The 20,017-nt window shown below is 61.9% G+C and carries 19 protein-coding genes; 11 read left to right on the top strand and 8 right to left on the bottom strand.

Going from position 1 to position 20,017, the window contains the following annotated elements; genetic code table 11:
• The first annotated feature begins 3 nt into the window (after positions 1-3).
• From AC3VI7_RS01000 to AC3VI7_RS00960, 9 genes are all read left to right on the top strand, one after another.
• The gene (locus tag AC3VI7_RS01000; protein ID WP_489668652.1) at positions 4-822 is read left to right on the top strand and encodes a cytochrome C assembly family protein; all 819 of its coding nucleotides are present in this window, start codon (positions 4-6) and stop codon (positions 820-822) included.
• On the top strand, positions 819-1,088 hold the full coding sequence (locus AC3VI7_RS00995; protein WP_489671247.1) for a PP0621 family protein: 270 nt from the start codon (positions 819-821) through the stop codon (positions 1,086-1,088). Before AC3VI7_RS01000 ends, AC3VI7_RS00995 begins: the two co-directional genes overlap by 4 nt.
• Complete coding sequence (locus tag AC3VI7_RS00990) at positions 1,024-2,757, top strand: sensor histidine kinase (protein WP_489668650.1); 1,734 nt, start codon at positions 1,024-1,026, stop codon at positions 2,755-2,757. Before AC3VI7_RS00995 ends, AC3VI7_RS00990 begins: the two co-directional genes overlap by 65 nt.
• Positions 2,754-4,241, top strand: a complete 1,488-nt coding sequence (locus tag AC3VI7_RS00985) for a sigma-54-dependent transcriptional regulator (RefSeq protein WP_489668649.1) — start codon at positions 2,754-2,756, stop codon at positions 4,239-4,241. The genes AC3VI7_RS00990 and AC3VI7_RS00985 overlap by 4 nt, the downstream gene beginning before the upstream one ends.
• Positions 4,238-4,822 carry a 1,6-anhydro-N-acetylmuramyl-L-alanine amidase AmpD gene (gene ampD, locus AC3VI7_RS00980; protein WP_489668648.1) on the top strand — a complete coding sequence of 195 codons (585 nt, stop codon included), beginning with the start codon at positions 4,238-4,240 and terminating at the stop codon, positions 4,820-4,822. Before AC3VI7_RS00985 ends, ampD begins: the two co-directional genes overlap by 4 nt.
• Positions 4,823-4,938: 116 nt before the next feature.
• On the top strand, positions 4,939-8,985 hold the full coding sequence (locus tag AC3VI7_RS00975; RefSeq protein WP_489668647.1) for a ribonucleoside-diphosphate reductase subunit alpha: 4,047 nt from the start codon (positions 4,939-4,941) through the stop codon (positions 8,983-8,985).
• A 292-nt stretch (positions 8,986-9,277) separates the two neighbouring features.
• Entirely contained in the window at positions 9,278-10,342 is a 1,065-nt protein-coding gene (locus AC3VI7_RS00970) for a ribonucleotide-diphosphate reductase subunit beta (RefSeq protein WP_489668706.1), read from the top strand.
• 49 nt (positions 10,343-10,391) lie between these two features.
• The gene (locus AC3VI7_RS00965; protein WP_489668646.1) at positions 10,392-10,697 is read left to right on the top strand and encodes a histone; all 306 of its coding nucleotides are present in this window, start codon (positions 10,392-10,394) and stop codon (positions 10,695-10,697) included.
• On the top strand, positions 10,667-11,089 hold the full coding sequence (locus AC3VI7_RS00960) for a DUF167 domain-containing protein (RefSeq protein ID WP_489668645.1): 423 nt from the start codon (positions 10,667-10,669) through the stop codon (positions 11,087-11,089). The genes AC3VI7_RS00965 and AC3VI7_RS00960 overlap by 31 nt, the downstream gene beginning before the upstream one ends.
• Here the strand turns inward: AC3VI7_RS00960 and AC3VI7_RS00955 are convergent.
• The 3 genes from AC3VI7_RS00955 to gatB are packed head-to-tail and all read right to left on the bottom strand — an operon-like array spanning position 11,075 to position 13,920.
• On the bottom strand, positions 11,075-11,443 hold the full coding sequence (locus tag AC3VI7_RS00955) for a hypothetical protein (RefSeq protein WP_489668644.1): 369 nt from the start codon (positions 11,441-11,443) through the stop codon (positions 11,075-11,077). The genes AC3VI7_RS00960 and AC3VI7_RS00955 overlap by 15 nt on opposite strands.
• 44 nt (positions 11,444-11,487) lie before the next feature.
• Positions 11,488-12,411, bottom strand: coding sequence for a carbohydrate kinase family protein (locus AC3VI7_RS00950; RefSeq protein WP_489668643.1), 924 nt, complete (start codon positions 12,409-12,411; stop codon positions 11,488-11,490).
• Positions 12,412-12,456: 45 nt separating this feature from the next.
• On the bottom strand, positions 12,457-13,920 hold the full coding sequence (gene gatB / locus AC3VI7_RS00945) for an Asp-tRNA(Asn)/Glu-tRNA(Gln) amidotransferase subunit GatB (protein WP_489668642.1): 1,464 nt from the start codon (positions 13,918-13,920) through the stop codon (positions 12,457-12,459).
• Positions 13,921-14,022: 102 nt separating this feature from the next.
• Between gatB and AC3VI7_RS00940 the strand changes: the two genes are divergently transcribed.
• A complete protein-coding gene (locus AC3VI7_RS00940; RefSeq protein ID WP_489668641.1) occupies positions 14,023-14,538 on the top strand; it encodes a TlpA family protein disulfide reductase in 516 nt (171 codons plus the stop codon).
• A gap of 13 nt (positions 14,539-14,551) precedes the next feature.
• Here AC3VI7_RS00940 and AC3VI7_RS00935 read toward each other — a convergent pair whose 3' ends face one another.
• The 3 genes from AC3VI7_RS00935 to AC3VI7_RS00925 form a co-directional block, all read right to left on the bottom strand.
• Positions 14,552-15,049: a hypothetical protein gene (locus AC3VI7_RS00935; RefSeq protein ID WP_489668640.1), complete on the bottom strand. Its 498-nt coding sequence runs from the start codon at positions 15,047-15,049 to the stop codon at positions 14,552-14,554.
• Between the two features lie 154 nt (positions 15,050-15,203).
• A complete protein-coding gene (locus AC3VI7_RS00930; protein WP_489668406.1) occupies positions 15,204-15,608 on the bottom strand; it encodes a type II toxin-antitoxin system VapC family toxin in 405 nt (134 codons plus the stop codon).
• A gap of 9 nt (positions 15,609-15,617) precedes the next feature.
• A complete protein-coding gene (locus AC3VI7_RS00925; protein ID WP_489668405.1) occupies positions 15,618-15,848 on the bottom strand; it encodes a ribbon-helix-helix domain-containing protein in 231 nt (76 codons plus the stop codon).
• A 265-nt stretch (positions 15,849-16,113) separates the two neighbouring features.
• Here AC3VI7_RS00925 and AC3VI7_RS00920 point away from each other — a divergent pair, with 265 nt between their 5' ends.
• A complete protein-coding gene (locus tag AC3VI7_RS00920) occupies positions 16,114-17,724 on the top strand; it encodes a hypothetical protein (RefSeq protein WP_489668404.1) in 1,611 nt (536 codons plus the stop codon).
• 220 nt (positions 17,725-17,944) lie between these two features.
• On the opposite strand, the gene ychF is transcribed toward AC3VI7_RS00920, so the two are convergent.
• Together ychF and AC3VI7_RS00910 are read right to left on the bottom strand one after the other, a co-directional pair.
• Complete coding sequence (gene ychF / locus AC3VI7_RS00915) at positions 17,945-19,039, bottom strand: redox-regulated ATPase YchF (RefSeq protein WP_489668403.1); 1,095 nt, start codon at positions 19,037-19,039, stop codon at positions 17,945-17,947.
• 67 nt (positions 19,040-19,106) lie between these two features.
• Entirely contained in the window at positions 19,107-20,012 is a 906-nt protein-coding gene (locus AC3VI7_RS00910) for a LysR family transcriptional regulator (protein WP_489668402.1), read from the bottom strand.
• Between the last annotated feature and the right edge of the window lie 5 nt (positions 20,013-20,017).

Here is a 20,017-nt window from a genome sequence, read left to right as displayed (position 1 = left end):
GCCATGCTGGCCATGGCGGCCTATCTGTGGGCCATGGGCTCGGCCGGAAAGAGCCCCCGGCACGCTTTTGTGCTGGCGTGGCTCGCGCACGGTGCGGCCCTCTTGGCACACCAATTTGGCATCGGTGAAGCCGGTTCCGGCGCACGTTTTGGCTTCGCCTTGGCCATGACGATGACGCTCTGGCTGGTGATGTTTGTCTATGCCATAGAGAGTCGTTTCCGACCTTTGACGGAAGTGCGCCGGGCCTTGGCCATGGCGGGCAGCTCGTCGCTGCTCCTGCTGCTCATCTATCCCGGCGATCCGCTTGGGCATCCCAGTTCACCTTGGTCACCCCTGCACTGGGGCTTGGGACTGGTTTCCTACGGGCTTTTTGGTGTGGCGGTGCTGCACGCGCTGTTGCTTGACCGGGCCGAGCGCAGCTTGCGTTCACACCGTAAGCCGTTGCTTGTCGAAGCCCCAAGTGCCGCGCCGCCGCCAAGCCTGCCGCTGTTAACGCTTGAAAAACTCACCTTCCGCTTCGTCAAAGCAGGCTTCGTGGCCTTGACCTTGGCCATCGCGGTCGGTTGGCTGTCGAGCGTGGCTTGGCACTGGGACCACAAGATGGTGTTTTCGCTGCTGGGCTGGCTGATCGTTGCCAGCTTACTGATCGGGCGGCAGTTGCTGGGTTGGCGCGGTCGGCGGGCCACGCGCTGGCTCTACGCTGGCGCGGGCTTTTTGCTCTTGGCCTATGTGGGCTCACGCTTCGTGATGGAAGTGATGCTGCACAAAACCCAAGCCCAAGGTGTCGCGCTGAGCTGGCTGACCACATGGGCGCTTGGATGAGAGGCTTGGTCCTGCTCTTGCTGGGGGCTGTGGTCTGGTGGCTGAGCCGGCTCGCACGGCGCTCATCGTCAGAGCTGACCCAGCACCCAACCCACCGAGCCCCCCAACCGCACCAACCTCACCAAGCCGGCACCCAGCCCTTGGTGGCCTGCACACACTGCGGCGTGCAGCAGCCCCGTGACGAGGCGCTGTTCGACGCCGATGGGCAGCCCTACTGTGGCCCTGAACACCGCGACGCCGCCCGGCGCGCTGCCCTCAAGCGCTAACGCCTCGCTGATGCACCTGTTTGGCATCTTTGCCTTGGCCCGCGTGCTGCTGGGCTTGCTGCTGCTTCTGGTCGAAGTCCTGTTGGAGCTTTACGCCCACACGGGGATCTCGGTGCTGGCCTGGGGGTTTTGCTCAGCCTATGTGGGCGCAGCGGTGGGTTTGCTGCATTGGCAACGCCGCACCCTACGCACGCTGCCGCACAGCACGGCCACCCCGCCCCCCCGACGTTGGTGGCTATGGACGGTGGGGGTGGATCTGCTGGCTTTTTCGGTGCTACTCCAAGTGGTGGGCAGCGGCCAAAACATCGCCGCCATGTTTGCCATGCCGGTCCTGATGGCCGCCGTACTCGCACGTCGTCGAACCGCCATGGCTGTGGCTGCCGCCGTGACCTTGATCTTGCTTGGCTCCGCTTGGATTGAATGGATGCACAGCGGTGGCGTCGCTGCCGTGCTGTTCACGCAAGCTGGGGTCACCGGCTCCGGTCTGTTTCTGGTCGCCATGTTGACCGGCGATTTGGCCAGCCGACTGGCGCGCCAAGAACAAGCCACCCGCAGCTCCATCGGTCTGGCGCGCCAGCAAGTGGCGCTGAACCGGCTGATGATCGACGAGATCCCCGAAGGCGTGATGGTGGTGGATCAGCTTGGCTTGGTGCGCGCCGCCAACCCGGCTGCGCTCAGCTTGCTGGCCGAGAAGGACAGCCCCTTGCCCAGCCCACCGTTCCTGCTACCGCGCATCGCGGGGGTACGCGGCCTCTGGCAAGCGGTGGAAGACGGTTTCCGCTCCGGCGTCTGGCCCAGCTCTGGGCGGGACGTTGCTCTGGGGCAAGCCGCCATGGGCTCGGCCCAAGGGCGCACGGTGCGGGTGCGCATGCGCATGACCCGTGACCACGGCATCGAGGCGGGCCAAATCTTGGGCGTGCTTTTTCTCGAAGATCTGCGCTCCGTGCAAGCACGCGTCCGTCAAGAGCGGCTGGCAGCGATGGGTCGGGTCTCGACCGGCATTGCTCACGAGATCCGCAACCCGCTGGCCGCCATTGCCCAAGCCAACGCGTTGTTGCATGAAGACATGCCGCCCGGCCCGCAGCAACGCCTCACGCAAATGGTGGCCGACAACGTCGAGCGCCTGCGCCGCACCATCGACGACATCATGGAAGTCGCCCCGGGGCGGATGCAGGCCGTCACAGCCATTGATCTGCGCACCCAAGTGCAGTCGGCTTGCCTCGAATGGTCAAGCACCCACACCTTGCCCGAGGAGCAAGGTCTCAGCCCACTGAGCGTCGAGATCGGTGTGGAGCGATCCGTGTATGAACGGGCAGTGCGCTTCGACCCCGATCACCTGCACCGCGTCTTGGTCAATCTGCTCGACAACGCGCTGCGCCACAGCACCCGGCGGCGCGGCGCAGTCGCCGTCACTTTGAACTGGTCGCCCGGCCGGGCCGAGTTGTGCGTGGCCAACGACGGCCTGCCGGTCGAGCCCGACGTCGAGCCCTATCTGTTCGAGCCCTTCTTCTCGACCCGCAGCCGAGGCATGGGCCTGGGGCTGTACATCTGTCGCGAACTGTGTGAACGCTACGGGGCCAGCATCGAATATCGTGCCGGCGAAGCGGATGCCCGACGGCACAATCAATTCATCATCACCTTGCCCTGCGAGCCGCCAGACACCCCATGACAAGTACCGCAACGCCCGGCCGCATCTTGGTCGTCGATGACGAACCCGATCTGCGCGTGCTCTATGAGTTGACCTTGATCCGCGAGGGCTACGGGGTCGAGACCGCTGGCGGGGTGGAAGAAGCTTGGGAGTTGCTGCAAGACGACGTTTTTGCCGCTGTGATCTCCGACATGCGCTTGCCCGACGGCACCGGGCTGGAATTGCTGGCGCGCATGGAAAAAGCCGGGCGCGCCGAGAAAGTGGTCGTCATCACCGCCTACGGCTCGCCCGAGAACGCCGTCAAGGCGCTCAAGGCCGGAGCCTTCGACTACCTCACCAAGCCGGTGGACTTAAAGCAATTCCGCGCCGTGGTGGCCTCGGCGGTGGGCCGGCCAGCCGGCATGGGGCGTGCGGGTCTGCACAAAACGGTGGCAGCACCCACCTCCTCCACCGCTGCCTCACCAGCTCGCACCCCCAACGGGCTGGGGAACACGTTGGCGCGCATGGTGGGTCATTCGGCCCCGATGCGCCAAGTACGCGCCCTGATCGACAAGGTCGGGCGCAGCATGGCGCCGGTGCTCATCAGCGGGGAATCGGGCACAGGCAAGGAGCTGGTGGCGCGCGCCATCCATGAATCAGGTGTGCGCGCTGGTCAACCCTTCATGGCCGTCAACTGCGGGGCCATCCCCGAGCATCTGCTGGAGGCCGAGTTCTTCGGTTATCGCAAAGGGGCCTTTACCGGGGCGACCGAAGATCGGGGTGGTTTCTTCCAAGCGGCCCAAGGCGGCACCTTGTTTCTGGACGAAATCGGCGATCTACCCCTGTTGATGCAGACCAAGCTGCTGCGCGTCATCCAAGAGCGCGCCGTGCGGCCCATTGGGATGACGGCGGAATTGCCCATCGACGTGCGCATCCTCAGCGCCACGCACCGCGATCTGGGTAGCGAGGTGCAAGCCGGTCGTTTTCGTCAGGACCTGTACTACCGACTCAACGTGATCGAGATCCGGGTGCCGCCCTTGCGTGAACGCTGCGAGGATCTGGCCGATTTGTGCAGCGCCATCTTGGTGCGGCTATCGCGCGATGCGGGTGAGCGTGAAGCATGGCATTTGAGCCCCACCGCCCACGCCGCTTTGCAACACCACCCCTTCGTCGGCAATGTGCGCGAGCTAGAAAACATGCTGCACCGCGCCATGGCACTGAGCAGTGGCACCTTGATCGACGCCTCAGACCTTGGCCTGCCCGAGACGCTGCGGCCGACCGCAGAAGACGCCTCCCCCCCACCAACCACAACGATGGCCGCATCGGCCGCACTGCCGACCGATCTAACGCGCCACCTCGACGACATCGAGCGCGATATCTTGGTGCTTGCCCTCGACCACCACCATCACAACCGCACTGCGGCGGGCCAAAGCTTGGGCCTGAGCCTGCGCCAAATGCGCTACCGCATGGCGCGCCTCGGCATCCACCTCGATGGTGAAGCGCCGCTGCCGGAGGACATGGCGTGAGCCGGGTAGGTTGGACAGCGGGTTGGGTCGCGGGCTGGTATGACGCGGCCCGCGCTGTGCCCTCACCCAACCATGGGCCACGGCCCGAGGGCGTGGTGATTGATCTGGTGGTGGTCCACGCCATCAGCCTGCCGCCGGGTATCTACGGCGGCGATGCCATCGAAAAGCTCTTTACCAATCAACTTGACGGGGACGCGCACCCTTACTTCGACACCCTGCGGGGGTTGGAAGTTTCGGCGCATTTTCTGATCCAACGCGATGGTCGCTGCACGCAGTTTGTCAGTGCTGATCGCCGTGCTTGGCACGCTGGGCGCTCCTGCTGGCAAGACCGGCCCAACTGCAACGACTACTCGGTGGGCATTGAGCTCGAAGGCCTGGACGGCGACACCTTCGAGCCGGCCCAATACACCCAACTGGCCACCCTGATCCGTGATCTGAGCACCCAGTACCCCATCACCGCCGCCGTCGGCCACGAACACATCGCCCCCGGACGCAAAGCCGACCCTGGCCCGGGCTTTGACTGGGATCAACTGCGCACGCTGTTGTTTGAATCCCCTGTAAAGATCGCATCACACTCTTGACAGGTCGCCACCTTGACGCTATGGGTAGTGGCAACCATCCCTATTAACACTATATGTAGTGCCCACTGACCGGCTTGCATGGTATTCTCGCGGCCGCCCAAGTGCTGAGGAATTTCATGCCGTCTACCGTCACGCCGAGCTCGTCATCCGTGTTGTCCACCGCTTATCTGGCTGATGCCGAAGGGGTTGCGACCCCTGCGATCAACTACGCCGATTACCACATCATTCGCCGCAACGGCGCGGTGGTGGCCTTTGAGCCAAATAAGATCGCCGTGGCGTTGATGAAAGCCTTTTTGGCCGTGCGCGGCGCTCAAGGCGCGGCTTCAGCCAGCGTGCGCGAGACCGTGGAACACCTGACCAGCAACGTCGTGCGGGCCTTGATGCGCTCACGCCCCAGCGGTGGCACCTTCCACATCGAAGACGTACAGGACCAAGTGGAACTCGGCCTGATGCGCGCGGAACACCATGAAGTGGCGCGGGCCTACGTTTTGTACCGTGAACGCCACGCTCAAGAGCGCGCCCGTCTGGCCGAGCAAGCCGCTCAAGCTGCGGCCCAAGCCGCCCAAGTGCCGCCGCCCCTGATGGTGATCGACCAAGGTGTGCGCGTGCCGTTGGACTTGAACAAGCTGCAAGGCCTGATCGAATCGGCCTGCGCGGATCTGGGTGCCGAAGTGGTGGCCGAGCCGGTGTTGTCCGAGACACGGCGCAACCTGTACGACGGTGTGCCGATCGACGAGGTCTACAAGGCCTCGATTCTGGCCGCGCGTACCCTGATCGAAAAAGACCCGAGCTACACCCGTGTCACCGCGCGACTGCTGCTGCACACCATCCGCCGCGAAGTGCTGGGCGGTGAAGTGACCCAAGCCGAGATGGCCAGCCGGTACGCCGACTACTTCCCGAACTTCATCCATAAGGGTGTGGCCGCTGAGTTGCTCGACGAGCGCATGGGCCAGCAGTACGACTTGGCCCGTTTGGGCGCGGCACTCAAGGCCGAGCGCGATCTGAACTTTGATTACCTTGGGCTGCAAACGCTTTACGACCGCTATTTCTTGCACATCAAGAAGCAGCGCATCGAAATGCCGCAAGCTTTTTTCATGCGCGTGGCCATGGGCTTGGCGCTCAATGAGACCGACCGCGAAGCCCGCGCTATCGAGTTCTACGAAGTGCTGTCGAGCTTTGACTTCATGTCGAGCACGCCCACGCTGTTCAATGCCGGCACACGCCGCTCGCAGCTGTCGAGCTGCTACCTGACCACCGTGCCCGACGACCTCGACGGCATCTACGAAGCCATCAAAGACAACGCCATGTTGTCCAAATTCGCGGGCGGCCTGGGCAACGACTGGACCGCTGTGCGCGCCCTGGGCAGCCACATCAAGGGCACCAACGGTGAATCCCAAGGCGTGGTGCCGTTCCTGAAAGTGGTCAACGACACGGCCGTCGCGGTGAATCAATGCTTCGCCCCCGATACGCTGGTGTACACCGCGCAAGGCACCCGGCCGATCCGCGATATCCGTGCCGGCGACTTGGTGCTGGGCCACAGCGGTCAGTACCGCGAAGTCACTGAGCGCATGGTCTACAACCAGCATGACCCGATGGTGGCGGTGGACGTCAAGCACGCCATCGAGCCCTTGCAAGTAACCGACGCGCACCCGTTCTGGGCGATTCAAGGCGTGCCACTGGGTCAAGCCAATACGCGCACCGAAGCTTGGCTGGCCAAGGGCAAAGTGGCCCCAGCTTGGATCGACGCCGGCCAGCTCCGCCAAGGCGACTACATCGGCCTGACCATCCCCACCGAAGTGGTGCCGGTCGAAGGCTTCACCGAAGACGACGCACACCTCTACGGCATCTTGTTGGGCGACGGTCATTTGTCCAAGGACGGCATGCAATGGGGCGTGTCGGGCAACCCGCAAGTCGATGGTCACTTGGACTTCGTGCGCAGCTATCTGGCTGCACGCGGCGTCCACAGCTGGGAAACGGGCCGGGGCGACACCTATGTGCAAATCCACTGGGCCGCAGGCTGTGGCGTGGTGCGCAACGGCACCACGGGCCGCATCGTCGGCGCGGGCGCACCGACCCTGCCGTTCAGCCACGACGACCTGTACGACGCCCAGCACGCCAAGCGCATTGCGCCGCGTCTGGCCCACCTGCCGCGCCAGCAAACCCTGGCAATGGTTCAAGGCCTGCTGGAAACCGACGGTTGCGTCTCACGCGGCAAGGAGCTGAGCTTCACCTCGGCGTCTGAACCGCTGGCCCACGGCTTGCGCTATCAAATGCTGCGTCTGGGCGTGCCCGTCGCGGGTCAAAAGCGCACCCGGCACCAAGCCCACGTGGGTCAACGCTCGGACGGCTCACAAGCCGTCTTCAACGGTGACAGCACGTCCATCGACTTGCGCATTCCCGCCGTGCCCGAAGTCGCTGAGCGCTTGGGCTGCCAGCCGCTGACCAAGCGCAACTGGCTGACGGTGGACGGTGTGATCTATTCGCGCATCCGCTCGGTCACGCCCATCACGCCCAAGCCGCTGGTGGTCGATCTGAAGGTCGATGTCGATGAGTCCTACCAAACCGTCGCAGGTTTGGCGCACAACGGCGGCAAGCGCAAGGGTGCGGTCTGCGCGTACCTCGAAACTTGGCACCTCGACATCGAAGAGTTCTTGGAGCTGCGCAAGAACACGGGCGATGACCGCCGCCGCACGCACGACATGAACACCGCGAACTGGATTCCGGACTTGTTCATGAAGCGTGTGATCGAAGGCGGCCCGTGGACGCTGTTCTCGCCTTCGACCTGCCCGGATCTGCACGACAAGTTCGGTGCGGCCTTTGAGACGGCTTACACCGCCTACGAAGCCCAAGCCGATCGCGGCGAGATCACGCACTTCAAGCGTCTGCGCGCAGTGGATCTGTGGCGCAAGATGCTGACGATGCTGTTCGAAACCGGCCACCCTTGGATCACCTTCAAGGATGCCTGCAACGTACGCTCGCCCCAGCAACACGTCGGCGTGGTGCATTCGAGTAATCTCTGTACAGAGATCACCTTGAACACCAACACCGAAGAAATTGCGGTGTGCAATCTCGGCTCGGTGAACTTGTCGCAGCATCTTTGCGCCGACCCGAGCGGGCCGAATGGCAAGGGGCTGGATGTGGCCAAGTTGAAGCGCACCATCCGCGTGGCGATGCGCATGCTCGACAACGTGATCGACATCAACTACTACGCCGTCAAGAAGGCGCACGACTCCAACGTGCGCCATCGTCCGGTGGGCTTGGGGCTGATGGGCTTCCAAGACGCGCTCTACGAGATGCGCTTGCCCTACGCGTCACAAGAAGCGGTGACCTTTGCGGATCGGTCGATGGAAGCGATCTGCTACCACGCCTATGAAGCGTCGTCGGCGCTGGCCGAAGAGCGCGGTCGCTACCAAAGCTACGCCGGCTCGCTGTGGGACAAGGGCATCTTGCCGCTCGACTCGCTCAAGCAGCTCGCCGAGCACCGGGGGGGTTATGTCGAGGCCGACACCTCTTCGACGCTCGACTGGGACGCGCTGCGTCAGCGCATCCAAACCCACGGCATGCGCAACTCCAACTGCGTGGCCATCGCGCCGACCGCAACCATCTCGAACATCATCGGCGTGGATGCTTCGATCGAGCCCTGCTTTGGCAACCTCTCGGTCAAGTCGAACCTCTCGGGCGAGTTCACCGTGGTGAACGAGTACTTGGTGCGTGACCTGAAAAAGCTCGGCCTCTGGGACGACATCATGGTGATGGACCTGAAGCACTTCGACGGCTCGCTGCGCCGCATCGACCGCGTGCCGGAAGAGCTCAAGCGCCTCTACGCCACCGCTTTTGAAGTCGATGCCGGCTGGCTGGTGGAAGCGGCTGCGCGGCGTCAGAAGTGGATCGATCAGGCCCAAAGCCTGAACATCTACATGGCCGGGGCCTCGGGCAAGAAGCTCGACGAGACCTACAAGCTGGCGTGGATCCGGGGCCTGAAGACCACCTATTACCTGCGCACCATGGGGGCGACGCACGCCGAGAAGTCCACCGGCCGAGCCGGTCAGCTCAACGCCGTCAGCTCCGGCCCAGCCGTGGCGGCCCAGGTTCAGCAAACAGAACCCGCCACCGACGTCAAGTTCTGCTCGATCGACAACCCGGACTGCGAAGCCTGCCAATAAGGGCCCATAAGGGCCCAAAAAGGTTGCGCGCCCAAAAACAAACCCCGCCACGTTGCACCGGGCGGGGTTTGCGAAAGACGGCGAGAAAAGCGGAAAAACCGCGAAACCGTTGGATCGTCTTTCAGACTCTTGCGTTGAAGAGCGACTCCAGTTTAGTCCCATGGCGGCCGAATGGCCAAGCGTTTTCCCGGGGTTCACCCTGCCGCCGGACCGCGTACCGACAAGATATTCAAGAGAGACCGTGATGCTGAGCTTTGAAGACGACACCCTGCTGCGTACCCCTGCTGCACCGATGAACGTGCCCAACACCGCCAGCCCCCCCATCAGCAGCACCAGCGAGCGCCGCGTCAATGTCGCGGACAAACGCATCATCAACGGCCAGACCGATGTGAATCAGCTCGTGCCGTTCAAGTACAAATGGGCTTGGGAAAAGTACCTTGCCACCTGCGCCAATCACTGGATGCCGCAGGAAGTGAACATGAGCCGTGACATTGCGCTCTGGAAAGACCCGAACGGCCTGACCGATGACGAGCGCCGCCTTATCAAGCGCAATCTCGGCTTCTTTACGACCGCTGACTCGCTGGCAGCCAACAACATCACGCTGGGCACCTACCGCCACATCACGGCACCTGAGTGCCGTCAGTTCTTGTTGCGCCAGGCTTTTGAAGAGGCGATCCACACCCACGCCTACCAGTACATCGTCGAGTCGCTGGGCTTGGATGAAAGCGAGATCTTCAACGCCTATCACGAGGTCAAGTCGATCCGCGAGAAGGACGAGTTCTTGATCCCGTTCATCGACGCCATCATGGACCCGCACTTCAAGACCGGCACGCTGGCCGATGATCAGACGCTGCTCAAGTCGCTGATCGTCTTTGCCTGCCTGATGGAAGGGCTGTTCTTCTACGTCGGCTTCACGCAGATCTTGGCGCTGGGTCGTCAAAACAAGATGACGGGTGCCGCCGAGCAGTACCAGTACATCCTGCGCGACGAGTCGATGCACTGCAATTTCGGCATCGACTTGATCAACGCCATCAAGCAAGAAAACCCCCAGCTCTGGACCGCCGCCTTCAAAGACGAGATCCGGGCGTTGTTCCACCAAGCTGTCGAGCTCGAATACCGCTACGCCGAAGACACCATGCCGCGCGGCGTGCTGGGTTTGAACGCCTCGATGTTCAAGGGCTACTTGCGCTTCATTGCCAACCGCCGCGCCGTTCAGATCGGGCTGGAAGAGCTTTTCCCCAACGAGGAGAACCCCTTCCCGTGGATGAGCGAGATGATTGACTTGAAAAAAGAGCGCAATTTCTTCGAAACTCGCGTGATTGAGTACCAGTCAGGTGGCGCTTTGTCGTGGGATTAAGCATGATGCGCGACTAGGGTTATTTGGGTTGAGTCAGGAGAACTGCGATATGGCAACTGCCAAGAAAACAAGTGCCGTGAAGACTGCTGCACCGGCCAAGAAAGCGGCCACAGCCGCCAAGAAAACGCTGGTGGCGACGGAAGGATTGACGCCAACGGTGCCCGTCAAGGCGGTGCGCAAGAGCCGTGCAGCGCCTGCACCGGAATCGGTGCTGAAAGCCTTGCCGGCCGCGCCGATCAAAAAAGTAGCGAGCAAGAAGGCGGCGGCCAAGAAAGTGGCACCGGCTGGCCCCACGGCCAAAACCACCTTGAGCCCGCAATCACCGTGGCCCTTTCCCACGGGCGAAAAACCCTGAGTCGCCACCGCACGGTAGAGGCGGCAAAAGCGGCAAAGGCGGCCAAGGCCACAACGGCGGTAGAAGCGGCGAGTTGGCCGCCTTTTGTCCGCTGGCGCACCCCGGTTGAATGCCTGATCGATGTGGTGGTCGTGCCCAACGCCCGCCGCACCGAAGCGGTGGGCTTGCATGGCGAAGCCTTGCGCATCAAGCTCGCTGCGCTGCCCATTGATGGGGCGGCCAACGACGCCTTGATCCGCTGGTTCGCGGACGTGTTGGACGTGAGCCGTGCGCGTGTCACCTTGCTGCACGGCACCAGCAGCCGGCGCAAACAGTTGTGCGTCGAAGTGAGCGCTGAGCTGCTGCGTCAGTGGCTGGGCAGCCTCAAGTTGGACGATTCAGCGCAAGGGTAGGGTGTCGGCAAAGCCGTGCGGCCGGTGGATCGACTGCGCGACCGTGTCCGGCGAGGGCAAGGCGTAGTGCCCCGGCGCATGCCCAGCGTCCAAGACCGCATGCAAGGCCCGCAGCCGATTGAGCTCGTCTTGGGCATGTTCCAGCTCGACTTGCAGGGGCCGAAGGTGATGCATCTCGCGCTCTAAGCGCATCAGATCTTGCCGGGCCTGCACGGCGAATTGCGCTGCTGCGGCCCGGGCGGTTTCAAGGTTCGACTCCAACCGATGCACCTTGCGCATCGTGCGCCAACGATCCACGCCCCAAGCCACGCTCGGAATCGCCGAGCCGACGGCGATGAAGATCACTGCATCCATGCTGATCATGCTGAAACCCCCTTATTGAGGGGGGTATTTTACATTTAGCGCGCCAAGAGGGGCTCGATACGGTGGTTTTGCGGCCCGTGGCAAGCGATCTTGAGCGCGCCCATGCGGTTGCCCAAATCCAAGCAACGCGGCAAGTCCCAACCCGCTTCTAGGCCGTAAAGCAGCCCGCCCCGGAAGGCATCGCCGCAACCCGTCGGGTCCAGCACCGCCTCGGCCTTGAGGCCCTCGATGCGCTGCACCGCGCCCTTCACCCACAGATCACAGCCCTGCGCGCCCAAGGTCACGATCAGCGCCTTGAGCTGCGGCTGGCGCGACAAGGTGGCCAGATCGGTGGCCATGCGGTCGCACAGCAGGCGCGCTTCGTAGTCGTTCACCGTCACCCACGTGGCTTGGGCCACCAGCGCGGCCAGCTCAGCGCCGTCAAACATCGGCAAGCCTTGGCCCGGATCAAACACAAAGGGGATGCCGGCTTGCACCAACTGCGCCGCATGCACTTGGGTCGCGGCCTTGCCGTCGGGCGACAGGATGGCGAGGCGCACATCGCCACCGTCACGCACCCCCGCGCCAGCGGGCACCGCAAGGCGATCGGCAAACTGCATCGCACCGGGGTGAAACGCGGTGATCTGGTTGTTGTCTTGGTCGGTGATGATGTTGGCCTGCGCGGTGTAGCTCTCGGCCAGCGTCTCGACATGGCGCGTGTCCAGCCCCAGACGCTGCATGTGCGCCAAGTACGGCCCGCCGTCCGCCCCCAGCGTGGCCATGATGCGCGGCTCACCGCCCAAGCCCTTCAAGGTGTAGGCGATGTTGCCGGCACAACCGCCGAACTCGCGGCGCAAGGTCGGCACCAAGAACGAGACGTTCAGGATATGTAGCTGATCCGGCAGGATCTGCTGGGCAAAACGCCCCGGAAAGGTGGCGATGGTGTCAAAGGCAAGCGAGCCACAAATCAGCGCAGACATGGAAGAACTTTCAAACAAAGAAGAACATCAAAACGACCCGGAACATCAACCCAACTTTTGCTTGAGCAGCTCGTTGACCTGCGCCGGGTTGGCCTTGCCCTTGCTGGCTTTCATGATCTGGCCGACCAGCGCGCCAAAGGCTTTTTCCTTGCCCGCACGGTAGTCCTCGACCGACTTGGTGTTGGCGGCCATCACCTCGTCGATGATCTTTTCCAACGCGCCGCTGTCATTCATCTGCTTGAGACCCTTGGCCTCGATGATCGCGTCCACACCCACATGGGTGCCCTCAGCGGTCCACAGCGCCTCAAAGACTTGCTTGGCGGCGTTGTTGGAGATCGTGCCGTCTTGGATGCGACCAATCAGCGCGGCCAAGGTTTCGGGACGCACCGGCGCGGTGTCGATCTCGCTGCCTTCGGCGTTCAGGCGCTTGCTGATCTCACCCATGACCCAATTGGCCACCAGCTTGGGTTGCTGGCAGGCGCTACGGGCCGCTTCGTAATAGGCCGCCACCGCGCGGCTGGTGGTCATCATGGTGGCGTCGTAGGCCGGCAGGCCGTCATCCGCTTGGAAGCGTTCGGCCATCGCGCGCGGCAGCTCGGGCAGGGCCGCCTTGACGCGCTCGACCCAATCGGCACCGATCACCAGCGGCGGCAGATCGGGGTCGGGGAAGTAGCGATAGTCGTGCGCGTCTTCTTTGGTGCGCATCATGCGGGTCTCGCCGGTGTCCGGATCAAAGAGCACGGTGGCTTGCTGGATGGCGTAGCCGTCCTCGATCTGGTCGATCTGCCAATTGACTTCAAAGTCGATGGCTTGCTGCAAGAAGCGGAAGCTGTTGAGGTTCTTGACCTCGCGCCGCGTGCCCAAGGGCTGGCCGGGGCGGCGCACTGAGACGTTGGCGTCGCAGCGGAACGAGCCTTCTTGCATATTGCCGTCGCACAGGCCCAGCCAGACCACCAAGGTGTGCAGCGCCCGGGCGTACTCGACCGCCTCCTTGCTGGAGCGCATTTCCGGCTCGGAGACGATCTCCAGCAGCGGCGTGCCCGCACGGTTCAAGTCGATACCGCTCATGCCCTGAAAGTCTTCGTGCAGCGACTTGCCAGCGTCTTCTTCAAGGTGCGCGCGCGTCAGGTTGATGCGGTGCTTGACGCCCTCCACATAGAACTCGATCACCCCGCCTTGGACCACCGGAATCTCGTACTGGCTGATCTGATAGCCCTTGGGCAGATCGGGATAGAAGTAGTTCTTGCGCGCAAAGATCGACATCGGCGCAATCGTGGCGTTCACCGCCACACCAAACTGGATGGCGCGCTCGACCGCACCCCGGTTCATCACCGGCAGCGATCCCGGCAAGGCCAGATCGACCGCGCAGGCCTGGGTGTTGGGTTCGGCACCGAACGCAGTGGATGCGCCGGAAAAAATCTTCGACTGGGTCGAGAGTTGGGCGTGGGTCTCGAAGCCGATCACGACTTCATAACCGCGCACAAGAAGAGATGAAGGCTTGGAACTCATAGGAATCTCGGGAATCTAGGATGGGCTGGGCCAAGCCGCGCATGCTAAGGCATCCGCACGCCGCTGGGGTACATGACCCATGCCTGACGTAAAGTGCAGCCCATGAAGCTCGCCCACCCGCTCCGCCGTTCCGGCTTGATCGCCGCCTTTGTTCTGGCCCTCGTCAGTGCCGCCTTGAGCGGATGCAGTGAGCGCGAACGCGCCCCGACGGTGACCTACACCTTGCTCGACGGCAGCCAGCACAGCACCGCCGCCCTGCAAGGCCGCGTGGTCCTGATCAACTTCTGGGCCACCACGTGTACCACCTGCGTCAAAGAAATCCCGCACCTCGTCGAGGCCTACCAACGCTTGCACGCCCAAGGCCTCGACGTGCTATCGGTCGCCATGAGCCACGACAAGCTCGACTACGTCACCGAATTTGCCCGCGCCCGCCAACTGCCCTACCCCGTCACCTTCGACCGCAGCGGTGAGCTGGCCCAACGCTTCGGCAAAGTCCAAATCACCCCCACCACCTTCGTCCTGAACAAGAAGGGCGACATCATCAAACGCTTTGTCGGCGAACCCGACTACGCCCAACTCGACACGCTGCTGAAAGAGTTGCTGGCAGAAGCGGTGTAAATCCCGGACAAGCTCAGCGCCACCGCCCGCGTTCTTTTTCAACAAAGCTGAGCAGCACCACCAATTCATCGAGCACTTCGGGCGGGAAGCCGCGTCGGCCCGGGCGGGCGCTGACGAGCAGTTCTTCGAAGTAATCGGCCAATTGATGCTGATTGCTCCAGTACAGCGCCAGCCGATTGACGACGTGGGGATAGCGCCGCGCCGTCAGGATCGGGCGCACCGGCACCGGGACGTGATGCAACCACGACTGCGCCTCGGGGTGCAGGACTTCAGGCGGGGCACGGAAGTGGCGCTTACCCGGGTCATCTGAGCCCGGTTGGTGCTCAAGAGGCATGGCTTTGGAAACCTGTGGCCGGTGCTGAGGCTCAAGCCGATCTTCCAACCCCATCACCTGGGTCGGCTGGTGAGCTTCGTCCACCAGCAACGACATCCCGGTGGGCTCAAACGGGGTGTCGTCAGCGGGTAGCCGGTAGCTCCCTGGGGTGGGAATACGGTGACGACCGATGGGCATGGGGAACTCCTGCCTAGTTAGATATTTAACAAGGAGGTAACACATCACCTCTTTAGCAACGCACTCCCTGCACTAGGCGCGCATCTTGCCAGCATCCCCGGCAGGGTGCAGCTCCTTCGTGCAGTCCGCGATCAGGCGTGGGTGGTGGTGTCCATCAAACTGCGTGCCAATTCAGCCACAACAAGCCCGGCACCCGAGAAAACTCGCGCACATTACGTGTCACCAGCGTGGCTTGATAGCGCAAAGCTGTGGCGGCAATCAACGTATCGTGCGGGCCGATGGGCGTACCGGCGGCCTCAAGCGCAACGCGAATGCGGGCGGCGTGGGCCGCACATTCGCTATCAAACGGCAGCATCTGCATAGGCCGCAGCAATTGCGCCAGTGCCGCCAAACGCGGGGCGGCAGCCTCTTGCGGCAAGCGCAGCAGCCCATAGCGCAGTTCGTATTCAACGACGGCGGGCACGCCCAGATCGGCAGGGCGCAAAGCTTGCAAACGCGGCACCACCTGCGGGTCGCCCCGGAAGTAGTAGCTGATGGTGTTGCTATCCAAAATCAGCATGACCGCCCCTCAAAACCCCAAGCGCGGCACATCGGCAGGCGACGGCGTCTGGCTCTCGTGGCACAAGGGAAAATCCGCAAAACGACCAGCCAAGTCCAAGCAGTCTTGAGGCCATTCATGGGCAGCGTATTTACGAATGATGTCCGCCACCCAACGGCTTTTAGACACGCCATGGGCAGCGGCAGCCTGATCCACCAAGGCCTGGGTGGCGTCGTCGAGATAAAGGGTGATTTGCGACATGGCAGAGACTCTTTGGATGAGTTCTGCCAAGTATATGTCTACGTATATGCGTAGGGTACGCAGGTATAGAAGCTGGCGCTGTTCGCGTTGCGCGTCCGATAGATGACCATGACCGTTTGTTGGAATCCATTGGCTACATTCCGCCAGCAAAAGCTGAGGCTAACTACCATTGCCAACTCACCCGTCAAGCCACCACGATGGCGGCCTAAGTTTCAACCAAACAGCCTCCGTAAAACCCGGGGCGATTCAGCGGGAGGAATAGATCATGCTGGTGTACGTTAACAATTTCCTGTTTGAACAGGCGCAGGGGCCGGACAAGATTGTTCGTCTCGTGGCTCAATGGGTAGGGCGGCGTGCAACGAGTTATGTAGACCCCACTCGGCTTGCCGATGGCATCCGAGAGCTGAAACTCAAAGACGGCAGTACGTTGAGTTCACACGCCACTTGCTCTAGCGACAAAGGAAGAACCTACCCTTTTTGGTTCTGTGCGCAGCTTAGTCACCGGGACGAAAAAATTTCTGGCAGACGCTGGATCACCGAAATCGGGCTACACCAAGAAGCCGATGGGCAGCCTATCGAATGTTCCTTGCTCCTGAGGACTGACGAGGTCAGCGCACGGGTTACCGCTCCGATTCAGGTGACTCGTCCGAAACTGGTAGAGCAACTCATTCAGTCATGCAACCCTCTCGGGCAAACCCCTGGGTTGAAAGTCAAACAACTGACGATGGAAAGCGCATCAGCTTTTCTGAGTGCATTGGAACGCGATGAGAGGAACTATCCTGTGGCGATACTGAGCGCCAGTCGCGATAACGAATACCCGGTCGCCCCAGAGCGCTTGCGGTCAATCTTGGTAGGGTTGGCCGACGTCGTTTGCATACCAGTAGAAGAGGATACGTTTGCCATTGAAGAGGTTGTTGGGCGCCGATTTATGGCCTTTGGCGGAGCGATTAACATCGTCTTTCCTGGACGCCAAGGTGATAGCGGCCACTTTTACGACACGGTATTGTTACGCCCGGAGGAGATTGCCAATCTTCACAAAAGCGGCCACTCGATCGAGTCCGAGGTTTTATCCACGATAACGCATCGCACTAATCTGCCATTTTCATGGCGGCATATTTCGCCAGAAAAAGTGAGGCAAGCTGCGCTTCGGCTCCAGTTGACGCAGATGATTGAACGCGTCAAAGCTGGCGATCAATCAGAGGAACTGACGCAATACGTCGCTCTGCTGGAGTCTGCAGATCAGGAACTGCAGTCCAAGGACAAAGAGCTCGCACTCATTCATTCCAAGTACCAAGAGAAGGAACAAGAGGTTCGAGAGCTTCAGGCAAATATCTCCAATCTCAAGCATGTGTTGAGTGGGTTGCAATCAAGTGACGATGGCGGAGATGACGTTTCCGAGGACCTTGCACCCTTGCGCGACGCTGTTGCAGCCGTTCTCAAAGGAAGCCCCAGTCTCCAGCAAACAGTGGATCTGATAGCTACGCTTTATTCGGACCGGATTGTTTTTCTAGACACCGCCAAAGGCTCAGCGAAAGAATCTGATCGTAGAGGGTTCCGTAAAGGGGCAAAGGCTTTCGAAATGTTGCAAAAACTCGCGACCGAATATTGGCAGCAGCTTGCTGACGGTAAGAGTAATCAACAGGCTAAAGCCGTGTTTGGGCAAAACGCTTATGCAGCTAATGAAGCCAGTACGTTGAGCAACGATGGCAAGCGTCGCCGCACTTTTAACTACCGTGGGCGTGATTTCCTAATGGATACACACTTGAAAGACGGTGTGAAAGACAGTCAAGCCGAAACCCTGCGTGTGCATTTTGAATGGTTGGCTCACGAGAAGAAGATCGTCGTCGGCCATTGCGGGAAGCATCTGGATTTCTGAGGCACCGACGTTTTGTCTATTACAGATTTCATCCCGGAGTCGGTATTACACCCCCGCCTGAAAAAGTCGGGCAACTTGGCGGTAGACAACGCCGGCAAAGCTTCCGAGCTGAAGCGCGCCGCCAAGAGATCGCGCCACCCGCCACCACCCGAAAAAAAGCCCCGCTTTCGCAGGGCTTGGCAGTCGTCAGGAATCTGATCAGAAGATCATCACCCGTTGATCACACGTTGAACAAGAAGTTCAACACGTCGCCGTCCTTGACGATGTATTCCTTGCCTTCGGCGCGCATCTTGCCGGCGTCTTTGGCACCTTGTTCGCCCTTGAAGGCGATGAAGTCGTCAAAGGCGATGGTTTGGGCACGGATGAAGCCGCGCTCAAAATCGGTGTGGATCACGCCGGCGGCGTTCGGGGCGGTGTCGCCGACGTGGATCGTCCAGGCGCGCACTTCCTTCACACCGGCGGTGAAGTAGGTTTGCAGGCCCAAGAGCTTGAAAGCCGAGCGGATCAGGCGATTCAGGCCGGGTTCGTCTTGGCCCATTTCAGCCAGGAACATCGCGCGGTCTTCGTCGTCCATTTCCGACAGCTCAGCTTCGGTCTTGGCGCAGATCGCCACCACCGGGGCCTTTTGCTTGGCGGCAAATTCCTTCAAGCGGTCGAGAAACGGGTTGTTCTCGAAGCCGGTCTCGGAGACGTTGCCGACAAACATGGCGGGCTTGGCGGTGATGAGGCACAGCGGCTTCAAGATCACCAGCTCTTCCTTGCTGAAGTCGATGGAGCGCACCGGCTGGGCTTGGTCGAGCGCGGCTTGGCACTTGTCCAGCACCTTCACCAGGGCCGCAGCTTCCTTGTCGTTGCCCGAACGGGCCGCCTTGTTGTAGCGGTGCAGGCTTTTCTCAACGGTGCTGAGGTCGGCCAAGCAAAGCTCGGTTTGGATGACTTCGATGTCGGCAATCGGATCGACACGGCCCGCCACGTGGATGACGTTGTCGTCTTCGAAGCAGCGCACCACGTTGACGATGGCGTCGGTCTCGCGGATGTGGCTCAGGAACTGGTTGCCCAAGCCTTCACCCTTCGAAGCCCCGGCCACCAAACCGGCGATATCGACGAACTCGACGATGGCTGGGACGATGCGCTCCGGCGTGATGATCTTGGCCAACGCATCCAAGCGCGGGTCGGGCAACTCGACGATGCCCACGTTGGGCTCGATGGTGCAGAACGGGTAGTTCTCGGCCGCGATACCGGCCTTGGTCAGTGCATTAAAAAGTGTGGACTTGCCCACATTGGGCAGCCCCACGATGCCGCATTTGAGGCTCATGGCGTGGTCTCGGCAAAAGAGCGGGATTGTAGGCGGTGGCCCCTTTCACTCGCCCCTCAACCTCCCATCAATCGCCCCAGTAGCCCGGGGCGCTGTAGCTGTGTTTGAGGAAGTCGATCCACAGGCGCACGCGCAACGCGAGGTGGCGGGCGTGGGGAAAGAGCGCGTGGATGCCGTTGGGCGGCGCAGCGAAGGGCTCCAGCACGCTGCGCAAGCGACCGGCGCTGATGTCGCCCGCCACTTCCCACGTGCTGCGCCAAGCGATGCCCAAGCCTTGCAGACACCACTCATGCAGCACTTGGCCGTCGCTGCAATCGATGCGGCCGCTAGGGCGCAGGTATTGCACTTGGCCGTCGATGACGAAGGCCCAGCCGCGTGTTTGGCTGGCATCCGAGGACAAGGTCAGGCAGTCATGGCGTGCCAAGTCGGATGGCTGCTGCGGCGTGCCCGCGCGGGCCAGATAAGCCGGGGTGGCGACGCACAGCCGGCGGTTGTTGGCCAGCCGCAGGCTCACCAGGCTGGAGTCTTGCAACTCACCCACCCGCACGGCGCAGTCGAAGCCTTCGTTGACGATATCGACCACGCGGTCCGAGAGGTTCAGCGAGATCGACACCTCGGGGTGCAGGGCGAGGAACTTGGGCACCAAAGGGGCCACATGACGTCGCCCAAAACCCGCCGGGGCGGTGATGCGCAGATGGCCGCTGGCCTTGACACCGCCAGCGCTGACGCTGGCCTCGGCGTTGGCCAAATCGGCCAAGATGCGCTGCGCGTCTTCCAGAAAAGCCGCGCCTTCGTGCGTCAGGCTGATGCGCCGCGTGGTGCGCACCAGCAGCTTCACCCCCAAGCGCTCTTCAAGCGCGTCGATGCGCCGCCCGATCACCGCCGGGGCAATGCCCTCAGCCTGCGCAGCGGCGGTCAGGCTGCCTTTGGTGGCCACGGCGATGAAGGTTTCAAGCTGTTTGAGCCGGTTCATGGCTC

This window comes from Leptothrix toolikensis (SeqCode), from assembly GCF_057922285.1.
Note: the sequence above shows the minus strand (reverse complement) of the source record. Positions and strands in the feature narration are given on the sequence as shown.